This is a genomic window from Pantoea sp. EA-12 (assembly GCF_030053355.1).
Taxonomy (GTDB): Bacteria; Pseudomonadota; Gammaproteobacteria; order Enterobacterales; family Enterobacteriaceae; genus Pantoea; species Pantoea vagans_C.
Map to the genome: position 1 here is coordinate 326,900 of NZ_JASGBY010000002.1, position 14,384 is coordinate 341,283.

Sequence of the window (14,384 nt, forward strand, 5' to 3'; positions counted from 1 at the left end):
ATGCTGCTGGCGGTGTTTGACCGCGCTGCACTGATGCTGATTTGCCTATTCTTCCTCACGCGCACGCGCGTGTTTCGTCAGCTATTGCAGAAAGATGAGCATTCGATAAAAGAGAAAGTGGTGGTGACGGCGATTTTCTCACTGTTTGCACTGTTCAGTACCTGGTCAGGTATCAACGTGGATGGCTCGTTGCTGAACGTACGCGTGATTGCGGTGATGTCAGGCGGGATTCTGTTTGGTCCGTGGGTCGGCATTGCCACTGGGGTCATCGCGGGTGTGCATCGTTACTTGATTGATATGGACGGCGTCACCGCCGTGCCCTGTTTAATCACCAGCATTATTGCCGGTATAGCGTCAGGCGTGATCAATCGTCGGGTGGGTAAAGAGCAGCGTTGGCGCGCCGGTATCTTAGGTGGCATGCTGTGCGAAACCCTCACCATGCTGCTGATTGTGCTGTGGGCCAGACCAATGTCTCTGGGCTTTTCGATTGTTTCAGAGATTGCGCTGCCGATGATCCTTGGCGCGTCCAGCATCGGCCTGATTGTGCTGCTGGTGCAGAGCGTAGAGGGTGAAAAGGAGGCGATTGCGGCACGTCAGGCGAAATTGGCCTTGGAAATTGCCAACAAAACCCTGCCGCTGTTTCGCCAGGTCAACAGTCAGTCCTTGCGCCAGGTGTGCGATATCATCCGCAGCGATATTCATGCTGATGCGGTCGCCATCACCAATACCAAACAAATTCTGGCTTACGTCGGTTACGGCGAGCATAACTACCAGAATGGGGATGATGGCATCAGCCCCACCACCGCGCAGTCCATCGCCAGCGGCAAAATCATTATCAAGAATAATGATGAGGCGCACCGCACCAAAGATATTCACTCGATGCTGGTTATTCCCCTTTGGGAAAAAGGGGAAGTGACAGGCACACTAAAAATCTATTATCGCCGGGCGCACCGCATCACCGGTTCGCTAAAAGAGATGGCGATTGGCCTGTCACAAATCATCTCCACTCAGTTAGAAGTATCGCGCGCGGAGCAGTTGCGCGAAATGGCCAACAAAGCGGAACTGCGCGCGCTGCAAAGTAAGATAAACCCGCACTTCCTGTTTAATGCGCTCAACGCGATTTCGGCGTCCATTCGCCTCAATCCCGATACGGCGCGTCAGTTGGTGATTAATCTGTCGCGTTATCTGCGCTACAACCTGGAACTCAACGATGACGAGCCCATCGATATTAAAAAAGAGTTGTGGCAGGTGAAGGATTACATTGCCATTGAACAGGCGCGCTTTGGCGACAAGCTCTCGATGATCTACGACATCGATGAAGACCTGCACTTTTCTCTGCCGAGCCTGCTGATTCAGCCACTGGTAGAAAATGCCATTGTGCACGGGATCCAGCCGTGTCGCGGCAAGGGTGTGGTGACATTGAGCGTGAAAGATTTGGGCGATAATGTCCGCGTGGCGGTGCGTGATACCGGTGCCGGTATCAGTGAAGAGGTTATTGCTCGCGTGGCGCGCGATGAGATGCCCGGCAATAAAATTGGTCTGCTGAATGTCCATCATCGAGTCAAACTGCTTTCGGGTCAGGGGCTAACCATCATCCGTCATCAACCCGGCACCGAAATCTCCTTTACGCTGAGTAAAAATGGTCAGCGCCTGGCTGCGCCATTAAGCCTTATTTCGGAACACAACGCGTGAAAGCCATCATCGTCGAAGACGAATTCCTTGCTCAACAAGAGTTGAGCTGGATGATTCAGCAGCACAGTCAGATCGCTATCGAAGCCTGCTTTGATGACGGTCTGGAGGTGTTGAAATATCTGCAAAACCACCGTGTGGATGTGATTTTCCTCGATATCAATATTCCGTCTCTGGACGGCATGCTGCTGGCGCAAAATATTAATCAGTTTGCTCACAAGCCGTTGATCGTGTTTATCACTGCCTGGAAAGAGCACGCGGTGGATGCCTTTGAACTGGATGCGTTTGACTACATTCTCAAGCCCTACCAGGAGTCGCGCATCATCACCATGCTGAACAAACTGGAAGCCACTGCACAGCAGCAGCACGCGCAGACCCAATCAGCCCAGAGCACGCCTCTGACCGTCAATCTGGTGAAAGATGAGCGCATTATCGTCACCGATATCAACGATATCTATTACGTTGAGGCCCATGAAAAGCTGACGTTTGTTTATACCCGCCGCGAAGCCTATGTTATGTCGATGGCCATCAGCGAGTTTTGCAGTCGCTTGCCGGAGCAGCTGTTTTTCCGCTGCCACCGCTCGTATTGCGTCAACCTCAGCAAAATTCGCGAGATCGAGCCGTGGTTCAACAACACTTATCTGGTGAAGTTGCGTGATTTGGATGCGCAGGTGCCAGTGAGTCGTAGCAAGGTGAAGGCGTTTCGCCAGTTGATGAGGCTGTAAGGCGAACGGCACCACGCCGCTCGCCCTTGTGCGTTACAGTACGCGGCCCAGCGTTTGACGCAGATGCGCACCGGCGCCCAGTAAGCCTGGCTGATCGTGAGTAATCATATAGACCGGGATATCCACCAGATAATCACGGAAGCGGCCTTTATCTTCAAACGCGGCGCGGAAACCCGAGGCTTTGAAGAAGTCGAGGAAGCGCGGCACGATGCCACCGGCAATATACACCCCGCCAAAGGTGCCGAGATTCAGCGCCAGGTTGCCACCAAAACGCCCCATGATCACGCAAAACAGCGACAGTGCACGACGGCAATCGGTGCAGCTGTCTTGCAGTGCGCGTTCCGTGACATCTTTAGGCTTAAGATTTTCAGGCTCGCGCTGGTCAGATTTAACGATAGCGCGATACAGATTCACCAGCCCGGAGCCAGACAGCACACGCTCCGCTGAAACATGGCCCAGCTCGGCGCGAAGCACCTCAAGAATTTCACCCTCTTCTTCGCTATTTGGCGCGAAGTCAACGTGACCGCCCTCGCCCGGCAGGCTGACCCAGCGCTTGTCGACATGCACCAGGTGGCTAACCCCCAAACCGGTACCGGCACCATAAATGGCAATCGGTTTGCCTTCAACCGGGGCTTTACCGCCAAACTGCAGCACTTCTTTTTCAGAAAGCATCGGAATGGCCATCGAAACGGCGGTGAAATCATTGATGATTTCCAGGCTCTCGAAGGCCAGATGTTCTTTCATCTCACGCGTTGAAAATGCCCAATCGTGGTTGGTCATCTCCACCCAGTCGCCCGTGATTGGGCAGGCAATCGCGATACAGGCGTGTTTGATCTCCTGCTTCTGCTCATCGAGATAAGCACGAATCACCGCTTCGAGATTGTCGTAGTCTGATGTTGAGAATGTTTTGGCCTGGGAGATGGCGCCGGTCTCCACCTCACACAAGGCGAGACGAGCGTTAGTACCGCCCACATCGCCGACCAGGGCGTATTTTGTCATTCTTCTGCTGCTCCGCTTGGGTCATAAACAATTGCAGGACACTATATAAGAGCCTGCCAATAAAACAATCACGCCCGCCAGCATGATGGGCGTCAATACTTCAGATGTGTGGCACAGCCTGACGTTCACAGCCTCATGTGTATAGAGGCAATTTTCCTAAACCTGTCCGCTGTTACGCTGATGCAGCGCGGCGGTGACCTTACGCAGCAGAGGTGGCAGGTCTTGTTTCTCCATCACCACTTCCACCAGCGTCAGCCGACGATTAAGCATTAATTGCTCCATCACCGCCGTCAGTTGCACCGTCTCACTCACCCGCCAGCTTTGTGCCTGACACTGCACACTCATGGCGTGCGGCAGCGCGGTCCAGTTCCACGGCGCGATATCGTTATAGCGCTGCTCAGCACCGTGAATCGCGCGTTCAACCGTGTAACCGTCATTATTTAACAGGAAGATAATCGGCTGTTGCCCGTCACGCTGCATCGAACCCAACTCCTGAATAGTCAGTTGCGCTGAGCCATCACCAATGATCAGAATGACGCGGCGATCCGGCTGCGCAGTTTGTGCGCCGAAGGTCGCTGGTAGAGTATAGCCAATCGATCCCCATAACGGCTGCACCAGCAGTTGCGCGCCCTGTGGTAAACGCAGCGCTGCCGCGCCAAACGCCGCCGTGCCTTGGTCGGCCAGGATAATATCACCCGGCTGCAGGAAGCGCTGCATCGCCTGCCAGAATGCACGCTGACTGATTACAGCATCATCATGTTGCTCATTTTCTTCGCAAGAAACAGGGTCGGCCAGCGCCCAATGTGCGCAGTGACGCTGATAAACCGGCAGCAACACCGTCAGCGCCTGTGCCATGCTCAGCGGTGCAAAGCGTTCTCCGCCCACCGTGGCGTGGAAGGGTTGCAGGTCAATCACGCGTTCTGCAGGCAGATGCTGAGTGAAGCCAGCAGTTAAGGTGTCGGTAAAGCGCACGCCGACACACAGCGTGACATCGGTCTCTTCAATCGCACGGCGTACCGCTTCACTGCTGCCCTCCGCGGCGTAAGTGCCGATATAGCCCGGCTGCTGCTCATCCAGCACACCTTTGCCCATTAATAAGGTCGCGGCGGGAATCGCGCGTAGCTGGCGTAAGGTTGCCAGTGGTTTTTGCAGTTGCCAACGTGCCGCGAGAAAGTCCGCCAGCAAGGCGACACGCTGCGCGGGTGCCAGAAGACGTTCAGCGGCTGCCGCAAACGCTGCAACAGCGGAATCGTCAGGTGTTGCTGAAGAAGGTGAATCGGCGAGTTCAACCTGTGCGGCCGCCACATCGACCGCCAGCAATAAATAGCCCGGCCGGTGCTGATGCAGTGACTCGGTGATGACACGATCAATCTCCGCGACGGCATTCTCCGCTGTCAGCACCGCACTGGCGACGCTGACTTCCTGTGCCATACGCAGGAAGTGATGGAAGTCGCCATCACCCAAAGAGTGGTGCACACAATGCCCCTGCTGCTGGGCACGGCTGGCGGGAGCGCCCACGATATGAATTACCGGCACATACTCCGCATAGCTGCCCGCAATGCCATTTATTGCGCTGAGTTCGCCCACGCCAAAGGTGGTGAGTAAGGCGGCGGCACCGTTGCAGCGTCCATAGCCATCTGCCGCGTAGGCTGCGTTTAACTCATTGGCGCAGCCGACCCAGGCAATCTCAGGGTGATCGATTACGCTGTCGAGAAATTGCAGGTTGTAATCGCCGGGCACGCCAAACAAGTGGCGGATACCCGCCTGCTGTAAACGGTGCAGTAAATAGTCGCCAACAGTGAGAGTTTTCATCGACAGCTCCTTCTTAAGGGGATGATCGAAGTATCAGCAATGTGGCTGAATTGGCGAGATTTTCATCATCACCGCGCTGTGATTTGTGGCAAGCAATCGTTACGACGACAGAAAATTCTGTAAGTTGCGATCCTCGGCCCGTTTCGGCTCAGTGTAAACGCATACACTGCTATGCTGATGTCACTTTCTCCCCTTTGAGACAGGAACGCTGCATGTCTATTTTTCCCCATCCCGACCGTTATCAACAGATGCAATATCGCCGTAGTGGCCGTACCGGCCTGAAGCTGCCCGCGATTTCGCTGGGTTTATGGCATAACTTTGGCGACAGCACGCGCGTCGATAACAGTCGTGAACTCCTGCGCCACGCCTTTGATCGTGGCATCACTCACTTTGATCTCGCCAATAACTATGGTCCGCCTCCGGGTTCCGCCGAATCCAATTTTGGCCGTATTCTGCGCGAAGATTTTGCCGGACTGCGTGATGAACTGGTGATCTCGACCAAAGCGGGTTACACCATGTGGGATGGCCCGTATGGCGATTGGGGATCACGCAAGTATCTGGTTTCCAGTCTCGATCAAAGCCTGAAGCGTATGGGGCTGGAGTACGTCGATATCTTCTATCATCACCGTCCTGATCCAGAGACACCGCTGGAAGAGACCATGCGCACACTCGATCACGTGGTGCGTCAGGGCAAAGCGCTGTATGCCGCCATTTCCAACTATCCTGCCGATAAGGCCGCTGAGGCGATCGCTATTTTGCGTGACCTCGGTACGCCCTGTCTGATCCACCAGCCAAAATACTCCATGTTTGAACGTGCTCCCGAAGAGCAGGGTCTGCTGGATGTGCTGGGAGACAATGGTGTCGGCTGCATCGCCTTCTCTCCGCTGGCGGGCGGTGTGTTGACTGACCGTTATTTGCAAGGCATTCCAGAGGATTCACGCGCCGCCAGCGGCAGCAAATTCCTGAATGAGAGCCAACTGACACAAGAGAAAATGGAGAAGGTGCGCAAGCTGCAGGCTATCGCGCAACAGCGTGGGCAGAAGCTGGCGCAAATGGCGCTGAGCTGGGTGCTGCGTGATGAACGTGTGACTTCCGTGCTGATCGGTGCCAGCAAAACCGCGCAAATCGATGATGCTGTTGAGATGTTGAGCCAGCCGGTGCTCACCCAAGACGAAATCAACGCTATCCACGCCATTTTGGTGTAAGCGCTTACCCACCCGGTTCAGGCCGGGTGTTTTCCGCAGCAGATAATTCTCAATTCAGATTACCCTCAACCTTTTCAGACTCATTCTCAAGGCATAGTTGGTCCGATGTGGCAAACTAGCGCAACGGTGGCAGTTATAAGCCACTGAAAAGGAGAAGTAATGAAACGAGCTATTTTGTTTGCCGCGTTGCTGGCAAGTTTATCCCCGTTGGCAATAAGCACAGCACATGCCGATAGCCTGACCATTCGCACACCTGGCGTGACGTTACATCTCGGCGACCGTGACCGTCGCGGTTATTACTGGGATGGTGGACGCTGGCGTGAACCGCGTTGGTGGAATGACCGCTACTCATACAATGAACGCCGCTGGTGGCGACATGATGAATGGCGACGCCACAAAGAGTGGGAGCGTGAACATCGCTGGCACGAGCGTGAACGCCGCGCACACTGGCGACACGACCATCGGCCGCCACCGCCACCGCCGCCTCACTGGCGTTAAAAAAAATCCCGGCCTTAGAGCCGGGATTTTTCATTTAATAATTGAGTTACCAGCCGAGCGCTTCGCCCACCAGTAAGTAAAGGTTCAACGCCACTACCAGCACCACAATCAAGCGCCCCGCGTTTTGCATCAGGCGTGAATTCACCATCTCATCGCCCATCAGCTCACGGTTGCCGGTAAAGGCAAGCAGCGGAATCAGCGCCAGCGCAATACCAAAACTCAGCAGCACCTGGCTCATCACCAGAATGCGGGTGGGATCCCATCCGGCCCAAATCACAATAAAGGAAGGCAGCATGGTAATGGTACGACGCAGCCACAGCGGAATGTGGAAACGGATAAAGCCCTGCATTACCACCTGCCCCGCCAACGTACCGACAACGGTCGATGACAAACCGGCGGCGACCAGGCTCAAGCCAAACACGATGGCAGCCGCTTTGCCCAGCAGCGGTTGCAGCGTCAGGTACGCCTGGTCGAGATCGACAATACTGGTGTGGCCGCTAAAGTGGAACGCTGCGGCGGCAGTTGCCATCATCGCCAGATTGACAAAACCCGCGATAGTCATGGCAATTGCCACATCGAGTTTGGTCGAAGAGTAGCGATCGGCTTTGCTGCCGATATTGCCGTGTTGTGTCAGTGCGGAATGGAGATAAATCACGTGTGGCATGATGGTGGCACCTAACACACCTGCCGCCAGGAACACCGCATCGGATGTCGGCAGTGAAGGCAACGCCATGCCGGTCACTAACTCACTCACTTTCGGCTGCGAGAAAAACAGTTCAACGATGTAAGCCGCAGCGACAAACAGCAGCATGCCGCCAATCACTAATTCCAGCGGTTTTTGACCACGGTTTTGCAACATCAAAATCAAATAGGTGGCGACACCGGTCAACACTGCGCCTTGCAGCAGCGAAATCCCCAGCAGCAGCTTAAAGCCGAGCGCCGCACCAATAAATTCAGCGAGGTCTGTCGCCATCGCGATGATCTCTGCCTGCACCCAATAGAACCACACCGCCGGGCGCGGGAAACGATCGCGGATATGCTCAGCAAGATTCTTACCGGTGGCGATGCCTAGCTTGGCGGACATCAACTGAATCAGCATCGCCATCACGTTGGCCCAGACCACCACCCACAGCAGCTTATAGCCGTAGGCCGCACCGGCCTGAATGTTGGTGGCGAAGTTACCGGGATCGATATAACCGATCGCCGCGATGAAGGCTGGGCCCAGCAGCGCGAGCTTGATTTTTCTGGCTCCGCGAGCGGCGCGCTCAGCGGTGCGGCTTTCTGACATAGTGTTGACCCTGTCCTAACGCTTGATGACCCGCACAGATTACGGGGCCAGCAAGGCAAGTGAAATATGGTTATCGTTATCGTAGTAATAGATGGTGCTATGAAGTATAGCCATTGCTATACCTTGCGGTAAAGCCAGTTCTTGCCAAAATGTTTGCAACAGGAATCACTCTACTCTCGGGTTATTTTATAGACAATGTTTTTGTGGATATTTCTTGTAACGGATTTGTGAAGAGGGTGTGAGCGGTGAGACTATTCTTAGAAATATGTCGATACCGAATACTTATAATGTGGTTTAGATCTCGTTTTTAAGTAACGCGTTACATAGAATACGCAACAAAATACAACCCTCCTCAAATTTGGAGCCGACATGTCCCATATTTTGCACTTTCTTTTGGCATTAGTGGTGGTAGCCGTACTGGCCTTGCTGGTCAGTCACGATCGTAAGAGTATCCGTATTCGCTACATCGTACAGCTTCTGGTGATCGAAGTTTTGCTGGCGTGGTTCTTCCTTAACTCTGAAGCGGGCCTCGGCTTCGTGAAAGGGTTTGCCGGTCTGTTTGACCATCTGCTGAAGTACGCCGCAGAAGGGACCAACTTCGTGTTCGGTAACATGAATGAGAAAGGCCTCGCCTTCTTCTTCCTCAATGTTCTGTGCCCGATTGTGTTTATTTCCGCGCTGATCGGTATTTTGCAGCATTTCCGTATTTTGCCATGGGTGATCCGCGGCATCGGTACTGTGCTGTCTAAAATCAACGGCATGGGCAAACTGGAATCCTTTAACGCCGTAAGCTCTCTGATTTTGGGACAGTCAGAAAACTTCATCGCCTATAAGGATATCTTGGGCAAGATGTCACAGCGCCGCATGTACACCATGGCAGCGACCGCTATGTCGACTGTATCGATGTCAATCGTCGGTGCCTACATGACAATGCTGCAGCCAAAATATGTGGTTGCTGCGCTGGTGCTGAACATGTTCAGCACCTTTATTGTCCTGTCGCTGATTAACCCGTACCGCATCGACAGCGAAGAAGACCTGCAGTTGCAGGACCTGCATAAAGGTCAGAGCTTCTTTGAAATGCTGGGTGAATACATCCTTGCTGGTTTCAAAGTGGCGATTATCGTTGCCGCGATGCTGATTGGTTTTATCGCGCTGATTTCTGGTCTGAACGCCCTGTTTGACCTGATCTTCGGCATCAGCTTCCAGGGTGTGCTGGGCTACGTGTTCTACCCGTTTGCGTGGGTGATGGGCGTGCCGTCCAGCGAAGCACTGCAGGTCGGCAGTATCATGGCGACCAAACTGGTTTCAAACGAATTCGTGGCGATGATGGATCTGCAGAAAATTGCCGGTCAGCTGTCACCGCATGCTGAAGGCATCCTGTCTGTGTTCCTGGTCTCCTTCGCTAACTTCTCGTCTATCGGGATTGTGGCGGGTGCAATCAAAGGTCTGCATGAAGAGCAGGGTAATGTGGTTTCTCGCTTTGGCCTGAAACTGCTGTACGGTTCAACCCTGGTGAGCGTGCTCTCTGCCGCTATCGCCGGGCTGGTTCTGGCCTTCTGATAGTTTGGGCGAGCTTCGGCTCGCCCTTCTCTTCTTAATTATTCCTATCTGTTATAACCCCATTTCCAACCCGCAATCACCGCGCCAGCCGCTGCTTCCCCGCTAATTGCAAATCCTTTGCACAATATTGAATTTCCTTCCCAGCCACCTGCCCCCGTAGCTTTTCTCCATGACCTCACATCAGGAGAATCGTATGAGCATTCAATTTCTTGGCATGATTGGGCACCGCCTCGCTTCAGAAATCATCCCGGCCAGCGGCCCGCTGTTCGATAAAGACTACATCGCTCGCTTTGCCCGCGCCCATGAAGAAGCCGGTTTTGATCGTATCCTGGTCGGCTATTGGTCCGATCAACCCGACGGTTTTCTGGTCACGGCCCATGCCGCGGCCCACACCTCGACATTGAAATTCCTGCTGGCCCATCGCCCTGGTTTTGTCGCACCGACGCTGGCCGCGCGTAAGCTGGCCTCACTGGATCATCTCACCGATGGCCGCCTGGCGGTGCATATCATCAGCGGTGGCAGCGATGTGGAGCAGCGCCGTGATGGTGATTTCCTGAATAAAGCCGAACGCTATGCACGCAGCGATGAGTTTCTGACCGTGTTGAAACAGAGTCTGGAATCTTCACAGCCCTACGATCATCAAGGCCAGTTCTATCAGGCTGAACAGGCATTTTCGGCGATTAAACCGCTGCAGAAAAAACTGCCGGTCTATTTTGGTGGTTCATCGCAGGAAGCGATTGATGTTGCGGCGCGCCACGCCGACGTATTTGCACTGTGGGGCGAGCCGTTAAAAGGGGCTGAAGAGACGGTGCGCAGCGTGCGTGCCGCTGCGGCTCAGCGGGGGCGTGAAATCGACTTCAATATTTCCTTCCGCCCGATTATCGGCAAAACCGAGAAGGAAGCCTGGGAACGTGCCGAGCATATCCGCGAAACGGCCGAAAAACAGCTGCGCGAAACCGGCTTTGCCTTTGGTAAACCGAAACCGCAAAGCGTGGGTGCGCAACGCCTGTTGGCCGCCGCGAACGAAGGGGATCGACTGGATAAGGTGCTGTGGACCGGCGTGGCCAAACTGGTTCAGGGCGGCTACAACTCTACCGCGCTGGTCGGCACCGCAGATCAGGTTTCTGATGCGTTGCTGGACTACTATCGCCTTGGTATTCACAGCGTGTTAATTCGCGGCTTCGACCCACTCAATGATGCGGTGGAATATGGTCAGGAACTGATTCCCCTGACGCGTGAAAAAGTGGCCGCGCATACCGCTGCGGTTAAAAGGAGCGCCTGATGCGGTTGGCTGCGCTGTTTACCTGTGTTGCACTGGCGCTATCTGCGCTTAATCCGTTGTTGGCGGCGGATAAAGTCACCCTGCGCTTAGGCGATGTGAAAGGCGATCGTTTTGCCGCGCTGAAAGCCTCTGGCGAGCTTAATAACCTGCCTTACGATCTCAAACTCACTGCTTTCGATTCCGGCGCACCCGTGCAGGAAGCACTGAATGCTGGTGCGCTTGATGTCGGTTTCACCGGCGACCTGCCGTTCCTGTTTGTCTATGCCGCTGGCGCGCCGGTTAAAGCCGTGGGCGCCTGGCAGAATAATCCTGACAGCATCGCCCTGCTGACGCGTCCGAATGCCGGGATCCACAGTTTGCAGGATTTGAAAGGCAAGCAAATCGCGGTGAATCGCGGCGGCTGGGGCCATTATCTGCTGCTGGGCTTGCTGGAGCGTGCCGGGTTGAAGCCTGACGATGTCACGCTGCGTTTCCTTGGCCCGGTTGATGGTCGTGCGGCATTGACGTCTGGTGCGGTATCGGCCTGGGCGCCGTGGGAACCGTACATCGCCACCTCAACGGCCGTGGATGGCACCGTGCGTGTCCCTGACGGCGGCGGCAAAGGGATTATGTCCGGTTACTCGTATGCCTTAGCGCGCGATGAAGCCTTGAGTGATGCCGGTAAGCGTAAAGCCATCGCCGATTTGCTGGCGCGTCTGGCAAAAGCACAGATTTGGGCGCAGCAGCATCCGCAAGAGTTCGCGGCGGTGCTGGGCAAAACACTCAATATGCCCACAAACATTACCAGCAGCTGGATTGCCGATGCGCGAATCCGCCCGCTGGTGTTTGACGCCAGTTTGATCCCTACGCTGCAACAGTCGGCAGACTTCTTCCATCGCTATCAGGTATTGCCAAAAGCGATTGATGTCAGCAAAGCCTTTGATTTCAGCCTGTCAGCGCAGGCTAACCAGGTTGCGCAACATGCGCCGGGAGACAAATCATGAGTGAGTATCAACACCATCGTTTACGCCGCTTTGTCAGTGATCTGGCGAATTTACTCGACAGTCAACCCGATGAAGCCACGGTTTTGCAGCAGGGCAGCGCCTGGCTGGGCGAGCTTATTCGCCATGATGACTGGTTAGATGAAGCCTATACCCAGCCGCATCCAGACCACTATCAACAATATCTGCTGTATGCCGATGCTCAGCAGCGCTTTTCGGTCGTGAGTTTCGTGTGGGGACCGGGTCAGCAAACACCGATTCACGACCATCGCGTGTGGGGCTTGATTGGCATGCTGCGCGGCGCGGAGATTTCACAATCCTGGCAGCCGGGGCCACATGGCTTACAACCTGAAGGTGCTCCCGTGCGTCTCAATCCAGGTGATGTTGAAGCCGTCTCCCCCACCGTGGGTGATATTCACCGCGTGAGCAACGCCTATGACGACCGCGTCTCGATCAGCATCCACGTTTATGGCGCCAATATTGGCGCGGTAAAACGCGCGGTGTATAGCGAAGACGGCAGTGAAAAACAGTTTATCTCCGGTTACAGCAACCGCTATTTACCTAACATTTGGGATCTCTCACATGAGTAAAACGACTTTTCCTCTCCGCCCGGCAGTAGAGATTCTTGAAGCGCTACGTCAGCAACAAGAAGTGGCGATTGTGGATGTGCGTGACGAAGCGCTGTACGCCACCGCACACCCGCTGTTTGCGGTGAACATTCCGCTCTCCAAACTGGAACTCGAACTGTTAGATCGCATCCCGCAGCGCAGCACATCCATCACTTTATATGATAACGGCGAAGGTCTGGCGCAGGCGGCAGCCGAACGTATCGCCGCACTGGGCTACAGCAATGTTGCGCTGCTGAAGGATGACCTGGATGGCTGGCAAGCCGCGGGCGGCGAGCTGTTTATTGATGTCAATTCGCCGAGCAAAGCGTTCGGTGAACTGGTGGAGCATCACAATCACACCCCTTCCCTGTCAGCGGATGAGGTGCACGCCCTGATCAACAGCGATGCCGATGTGGTGGTGCTGGATGCCCGCCGCTTTGATGAATATCAGACCATGAGCATTCCCGGCGCCACCAGCGTGCCTGGGGGGGAACTGGTGTTGCGCGTGCGCGACCTCGCCCCTTCGCCGGAAACCACTGTGATTGTGAACTGCGCGGGACGCACGCGCAGCATCATCGGTACTCAGTCTTTGGTGAATGCCGGGATACGCAATCCGGTATTCGCGCTACGCAATGGCACCATCGGTTGGACGCTGGCGGGACATGCGCTGGATAAAGCCCAGTCGCGTCGCTACGGTGAGACCAGCGAAACCGCCCAGCGCCAGGCCGCGAATAATGCACGTAATCTTGCCGATCGTGCCGGCGTTGAGCGTATTCCGCTGGCTACCTTGAAGCGCTGGCAGCAGGAGCCGCGTACTACTTACGTATTTGATGTGCGCGATGCCGAGGAGTACGCCACGGGCCATCTGCCTGGCAGCCGCCATGTGCCAGGTGGACAGCTGGTGCAGGAGACCGACCACTACGCCAGCGTGCGCGGCGCGCGCATTGTATTGATTGATGACGACGGCGTACGCGCCAATATGACCGCCTCGTGGCTGGCGCAGCTTGGCTGGCAGGTTTCGGTGTTAGAAGAGTTGCAGCCAGAGGATTTCAGCGCAACCGGCAACTGGAAACCCCAGGTGCCAGCCGTCGAACAGCCAGAATTTGTTTCTCCTCAGCAGCTCGCGGACTGGCTGGACGAGGGGCAAACGCAAGTGCTGGATTTCACCACGCGTGCCAATCATCTCAACAGTCATATTCCCGGCGCTGGCTGGTTACTCCGTTCAACACTACAACAGCAGGGTAAAGCCGTATTACCCGATGCGCGACGCTATGTCCTGACCTGTGGCAGCAGCCTGTTAGCCGGTTATGCTGTCGAGCAGGTCGCAGAGTTGACCGGCAAGCCGGTGTTTGTGCTGGAAGGCGGCAACGCGGCGTGGCGGGCGGCCAACCTGCCGACCGAACAAGGCGAGCAACAACTATTGTCACCGCCAATCGACCGTTATCGTCGTCCGTATGAAGGCACAGATATCGAACCGAAGGTGATGCAGGCGTATCTGGATTGGGAGTATGGTCTGGTCGCGCAGTTAGACCGCGATGGCACACACGGTTTCCGGGTATTGCCGTTGGCTTAATGTGCTGTTGGGCGGCCAGAAGGGCTTTTGACACTCATTCAAGCGCTTTCGGTCGCCATTAATGCGCACTTGCAACAGAGATTCATTGCATAGCAAAAACGCCAAAATCACGATTATTCGTGTTTGATATTTTTTCGTTTGGAATTTTATAACGTGTTCAGAATG

Annotated in this window: 12 protein-coding genes; 9 read left to right on the plus strand and 3 right to left on the minus strand. The window is 55.0% G+C overall.

From position 1 onward, the window contains the following. Positions 1-1,692, plus strand: coding sequence for a sensor histidine kinase (locus QMZ30_RS04210; RefSeq protein ID WP_039327372.1), 1,692 nt, complete (start codon positions 1-3; stop codon positions 1,690-1,692). Further along, positions 1,689-2,414, plus strand: coding sequence for a LytR/AlgR family response regulator transcription factor (locus QMZ30_RS04215; RefSeq protein ID WP_283226505.1), 726 nt, complete (start codon positions 1,689-1,691; stop codon positions 2,412-2,414). Before QMZ30_RS04210 ends, QMZ30_RS04215 begins: the two co-directional genes overlap by 4 nt. 33 nt (positions 2,415-2,447) lie before the next feature. On the opposite strand, the gene glk is transcribed toward QMZ30_RS04215, so the two are convergent. Further along, a complete protein-coding gene (gene glk / locus QMZ30_RS04220) occupies positions 2,448-3,413 on the minus strand; it encodes a glucokinase (RefSeq protein WP_283226506.1) in 966 nt (321 codons plus the stop codon). 156 nt (positions 3,414-3,569) lie between these two features. After that, a complete protein-coding gene (locus QMZ30_RS04225; RefSeq protein WP_283226507.1) occupies positions 3,570-5,225 on the minus strand; it encodes an alpha-keto acid decarboxylase family protein in 1,656 nt (551 codons plus the stop codon). Positions 5,226-5,437: 212 nt separating this feature from the next. Between QMZ30_RS04225 and mgrA the strand changes: the two genes are divergently transcribed. Together mgrA and QMZ30_RS04235 are read left to right on the plus strand one after the other, a co-directional pair. Beyond that, on the plus strand, positions 5,438-6,430 hold the full coding sequence (gene mgrA, locus QMZ30_RS04230) for an L-glyceraldehyde 3-phosphate reductase (RefSeq protein ID WP_283226508.1): 993 nt from the start codon (positions 5,438-5,440) through the stop codon (positions 6,428-6,430). A gap of 159 nt (positions 6,431-6,589) precedes the next feature. After that, positions 6,590-6,928 (plus strand): DUF2502 domain-containing protein, encoded by a 339-nt coding sequence (locus QMZ30_RS04235; RefSeq protein WP_039327388.1) that lies wholly within the window; start codon positions 6,590-6,592, stop codon positions 6,926-6,928. 46 nt (positions 6,929-6,974) lie between these two features. On the opposite strand, the gene QMZ30_RS04240 is transcribed toward QMZ30_RS04235, so the two are convergent. Continuing rightward, a complete protein-coding gene (locus QMZ30_RS04240) occupies positions 6,975-8,216 on the minus strand; it encodes an Nramp family divalent metal transporter (protein WP_283226509.1) in 1,242 nt (413 codons plus the stop codon). Positions 8,217-8,585: 369 nt separating this feature from the next. Between QMZ30_RS04240 and QMZ30_RS04245 the strand changes: the two genes are divergently transcribed. The 5 genes from QMZ30_RS04245 to QMZ30_RS04265 all read left to right on the plus strand — a co-directional run bounded on the left by QMZ30_RS04245 (position 8,586) and on the right by QMZ30_RS04265 (position 14,219). Beyond that, positions 8,586-9,776 (plus strand): NupC/NupG family nucleoside CNT transporter, encoded by a 1,191-nt coding sequence (locus QMZ30_RS04245; RefSeq protein WP_039327393.1) that lies wholly within the window; start codon positions 8,586-8,588, stop codon positions 9,774-9,776. 193 nt (positions 9,777-9,969) lie between these two features. After that, positions 9,970-11,058, plus strand: a complete 1,089-nt coding sequence (locus QMZ30_RS04250; protein ID WP_283226510.1) for an LLM class flavin-dependent oxidoreductase — start codon at positions 9,970-9,972, stop codon at positions 11,056-11,058. Then, on the plus strand, positions 11,058-12,041 hold the full coding sequence (locus QMZ30_RS04255; RefSeq protein WP_283226511.1) for an ABC transporter substrate-binding protein: 984 nt from the start codon (positions 11,058-11,060) through the stop codon (positions 12,039-12,041). The genes QMZ30_RS04250 and QMZ30_RS04255 overlap by 1 nt, the downstream gene beginning before the upstream one ends. Then, positions 12,038-12,628: a cysteine dioxygenase family protein gene (locus QMZ30_RS04260; RefSeq protein WP_283226512.1), complete on the plus strand. Its 591-nt coding sequence runs from the start codon at positions 12,038-12,040 to the stop codon at positions 12,626-12,628. Before QMZ30_RS04255 ends, QMZ30_RS04260 begins: the two co-directional genes overlap by 4 nt. Continuing rightward, positions 12,621-14,219, plus strand: a complete 1,599-nt coding sequence (locus QMZ30_RS04265) for a rhodanese homology domain-containing protein (RefSeq protein ID WP_283226513.1) — start codon at positions 12,621-12,623, stop codon at positions 14,217-14,219. The genes QMZ30_RS04260 and QMZ30_RS04265 overlap by 8 nt, the downstream gene beginning before the upstream one ends. The last annotated feature ends 165 nt before the right edge of the window (positions 14,220-14,384 follow it).

Excerpts from the sequence above, each read along its gene's own strand:
- QMZ30_RS04210 (WP_039327372.1), top strand. The coding sequence starts at position 1 with ATGCTGCTGGCGGTGTTTGACCGCGCTGCACTGATGCTGATTTGCCTA.
- glk (WP_283226506.1), bottom strand. The coding sequence starts at position 3,413 with ATGACAAAATACGCCCTGGTCGGCGATGTGGGCGGTACTAACGCTCGT.
- QMZ30_RS04225 (WP_283226507.1), bottom strand. The coding sequence starts at position 5,225 with ATGAAAACTCTCACTGTTGGCGACTATTTACTGCACCGTTTACAGCAG.
- mgrA (WP_283226508.1), top strand. The coding sequence starts at position 5,438 with ATGTCTATTTTTCCCCATCCCGACCGTTATCAACAGATGCAATATCGC.
- QMZ30_RS04235 (WP_039327388.1), top strand. The coding sequence starts at position 6,590 with ATGAAACGAGCTATTTTGTTTGCCGCGTTGCTGGCAAGTTTATCCCCG.
- QMZ30_RS04240 (WP_283226509.1), bottom strand. The coding sequence starts at position 8,216 with ATGTCAGAAAGCCGCACCGCTGAGCGCGCCGCTCGCGGAGCCAGAAAA.
- QMZ30_RS04245 (WP_039327393.1), top strand. The coding sequence starts at position 8,586 with ATGTCCCATATTTTGCACTTTCTTTTGGCATTAGTGGTGGTAGCCGTA.
- QMZ30_RS04250 (WP_283226510.1), top strand. The coding sequence starts at position 9,970 with ATGAGCATTCAATTTCTTGGCATGATTGGGCACCGCCTCGCTTCAGAA.
- QMZ30_RS04255 (WP_283226511.1), top strand. The coding sequence starts at position 11,058 with ATGCGGTTGGCTGCGCTGTTTACCTGTGTTGCACTGGCGCTATCTGCG.
- QMZ30_RS04260 (WP_283226512.1), top strand. The coding sequence starts at position 12,038 with ATGAGTGAGTATCAACACCATCGTTTACGCCGCTTTGTCAGTGATCTG.
- QMZ30_RS04265 (WP_283226513.1), top strand. The coding sequence starts at position 12,621 with ATGAGTAAAACGACTTTTCCTCTCCGCCCGGCAGTAGAGATTCTTGAA.